Source organism: Aeromicrobium sp. PFPM2_SD2 (assembly GCF_057364525.1).
Genome location: NZ_JBNFNZ010000365.1, coordinates 1 through 2488 on the forward strand (window position 1 = coordinate 1; position 2488 = coordinate 2488).

A 2488-nucleotide genomic window follows, 5' to 3' on the forward strand; every position below is an offset into this window, starting at 1 on the left:
GTCGACGGACGACCGGGGCGGCGTCCCGGCCGCGGACGGCGCGGCGCACCAGGTCATCGCCTCGGCCGCCGCGGTGCCCTCGTCCAGCAGCGACGAGTTCGCCGTCGGCAGGCCGGTCAGGTCGCCGACCATGGTCTGGAAGTTGAGCAGGGCCTCGAGCCGGCCCTGGCTGATCTCGGGCTGGTACGGCGTGTACGCCGTGTACCAGGACGGGTCCTCGAGCACGTTGCGCCGGATCACGGCCGGGGTGACCGTCGGGTGGTAGCCCAGGCCGATCATGGCGACGCCGGGGTTGTTGCGGGCGGCGAGCTCGCGCAGGCCGGTCAGGGCGGTGGCCTCGTCGACGGCGTCGGGCAGGCCCATGGACGCGGCGGTGCGGATGCCCTCGGGCACGGCGGCGGCCATGAGCGCGTCGAGCGTGGGGTAGCCGACGGCGGCGAGCATCTCGGCCTGCTCGGCGGGCGTGGGGCCGATGTGGCGGGCGGCGAAGGTCACGGACGTGCTCCTGGAGGGTCGGGGCCGGAACGCCCTCCCCTCCTGTCGCCGCGCGCGGTTCCAGGACTGCCTGTCACGCGGGGTCCGGGTGCCTGAGAGTTCCGGGAGGAGTTGCCCCTTCGGCGCCGCCTGAGCGGTCTCTCCCCTGCGTGGTGATCAGCGCCACCAGCCTACACACGCCGCCCGGCCCGGCGTCCGTGCCGCCCGCGGTACGGACGCGCGTCGCTGGGTACGTCCTGCCCGACCCCCTAGGAGGAACCCATGAGCGACCCGCACCGTCCCTTCGCCCTCGTGACCGGGGCCTCGACCGGCATCGGCCTGGAGCTCGCGCGCGTCCTGGCGGCCGAGGGCCACGACCTCGTCGTCGTCGCCGAGGAGCCGCGCATCCACGAGGTGGCCGCCGAGCTCGGCGAGGGGGCCCAGGCGTTCGTCACCGACCTGGCCACGTGCCAGGGCAACGAGGACCTGGTGGCCTGGCTGGACGCGCTCCGCCGCCCGATCGACGTGGCCGCGCTCAACGCCGGCATCGGCGTGGGCGGCCCGTTCGTCGAGACGTCCCTGGACGCGGACCTGCGCCTGGTCGGCCTCAACGTGGCCTCGACCGTGCACCTGGCCAAAGCGGTGGCGCGCTCGATGGCGTCACGGCGCCACGGTCGGATCCTGTTCACGTCGTCGATCGCGTCGCAGATGCCCGGGCCCTACAACGCGACGTACGCGGCGTCCAAGTCGTTCGTGCAGTCGCTCAGCGAGGCGCTGCGGGTCGAGCTGGCCGACTACGGCGTGGGCGTGACGGCGCTGCTGCCCGGTCCCACCGACACCGAGTTCTTCCGCCGGGCGGGCCTGCAGGGCACGCGCATCGACGACAGCACCAAGGACGACCCGGCCATGGTGGCCCGGGCGGGCTACGAGGCGCTGATGGCCGGCAAGCACGAGGTGGTCACCGGGACGCGCAACAAGGTGCAGCGCCACGCGGTGAAGCTGGCCCCGGACCCGTTGAAGGCCCGGCTCCACGGGCACCTCAACGCGCGGAAGCGCTAGCCGATCTGGCGGGCGCGGCGACGGGCGGCGAGCTCGTCGGCCGCGTCGGCCTCGGCGGAGACCGCGCGCTCGCTGGGCAGCTCGTGCAGCGAGCCCTCGATCTCCTTCCAGACACCGCCGATGGCGATGCCGAAGACGCCCTGGCCGCCGCGCAGCAGGTCGATGACCTCGTCGGCGGAGCGGCACTCGTAGACGCTGGCGCCGTCGCTCATGAGCGTGACCTGGGTCAGGTCGTCGGTGCCGCGCTCGCGCAGGTGGTCGATCGCGGTGCGGATCTGCTGCAGCGAGACGCCCGCCTCCAGGAGCCGCTTGATGATCTTGAGCAGCAGGATGTCCTTGAACGAGTACAGCCGCTGCGTGCCCGAGCCGGTGGCCGAGCGGACCGACGGCTCGACCAGGCCGGTGCGGGCCCAGTAGTCGAGCTGGCGGTAGGTGATGCCGGCGGCGTTGCACGCGGTCGGACCACGGAACCCGGTGTCGTCCGGGACGGGCGCCAGGTCGTCGTCGAACAGCAGGCCCTGGTCGCCGGCCTGGGCCGCGACCTGCGCGGTGTCGTCCTGCGGGACGTCGTCGTGGGGCGTGATCATCGATGGGACCTTCCGGGTGCGGTCTAGGGGGAAGCGTACCGCGACGAATCCCACGCGTGTAGTCATCGCCAGCAGGTCTCAAGGTAAACGTGAGGGTTAGCCCGGTCAACGACCGACGCGCGCGGCGCGCCGTGTCGTCCGCGACGACGTCCGACCGCGCGGGTCAGGACCCCGACGCGACCTCCAGCAGGTCGTTCGCCCGCACCGTCTCCAGGTCCAGCGTGCGGTAGCCGGCGCGGTCGAACAGCACCACCACGCGGTCGGCCTCGTACTGCACGACCTGGCCGCCGCCCCACTCGTCGTGCTCGACCCCGCGTGCGATCGGGTGCGGCCGGGCCACGGCGGGCTCGGACGTGCCGGCGCGCACG

General features: G+C 73.4%; 3 protein-coding genes, 1 pseudogene and 1 riboswitch. Of the genes and pseudogenes, 1 reads left to right on the forward strand and 3 read right to left on the reverse strand.

All coding sequences use genetic code 11. From position 1 onward, the window contains the following. A pseudogene (locus AC2W7G_RS13630) lies at positions 1–495 on the reverse strand (glycine dehydrogenase (aminomethyl-transferring)); the annotation flags it as partial. Between the two features lie 70 nt (positions 496–565). After that, positions 566–651, reverse strand: a riboswitch (glycine riboswitch). A gap of 105 nt (positions 652–756) precedes the next feature. On the opposite strand from AC2W7G_RS13630, the gene AC2W7G_RS13635 reads away from it, so the two are divergent. Continuing rightward, positions 757–1533, forward strand: a complete 777-nt coding sequence (locus AC2W7G_RS13635; protein WP_485868914.1) for an SDR family NAD(P)-dependent oxidoreductase — start codon at positions 757–759, stop codon at positions 1531–1533. Here the strand turns inward: AC2W7G_RS13635 and AC2W7G_RS13640 are convergent. Both AC2W7G_RS13640 and AC2W7G_RS13645 read right to left on the reverse strand, forming a co-directional pair. Continuing rightward, complete coding sequence (locus AC2W7G_RS13640; RefSeq protein WP_485868915.1) at positions 1530–2120, reverse strand: MerR family transcriptional regulator; 591 nt, start codon at positions 2118–2120, stop codon at positions 1530–1532. The two genes, AC2W7G_RS13635 and AC2W7G_RS13640, sit on opposite strands and share 4 nt — an antisense overlap. Before the next feature lie 163 nt (positions 2121–2283). Continuing rightward, a partial coding sequence (locus AC2W7G_RS13645) for a DUF3553 domain-containing protein (RefSeq protein WP_485868916.1) occupies positions 2284–2488 on the reverse strand: 205 nt, incomplete at its 5' end.

Bases quoted from the DNA above. Each gene is read 5' to 3' on its own strand.
- AC2W7G_RS13635 (WP_485868914.1), top strand. From the start codon at position 757: ATGAGCGACCCGCACCGTCCCTTCGCCCTCGTGACCGGGGCCTCGACC.
- AC2W7G_RS13640 (WP_485868915.1), bottom strand. From the start codon at position 2,120: ATGATCACGCCCCACGACGACGTCCCGCAGGACGACACCGCGCAGGTC.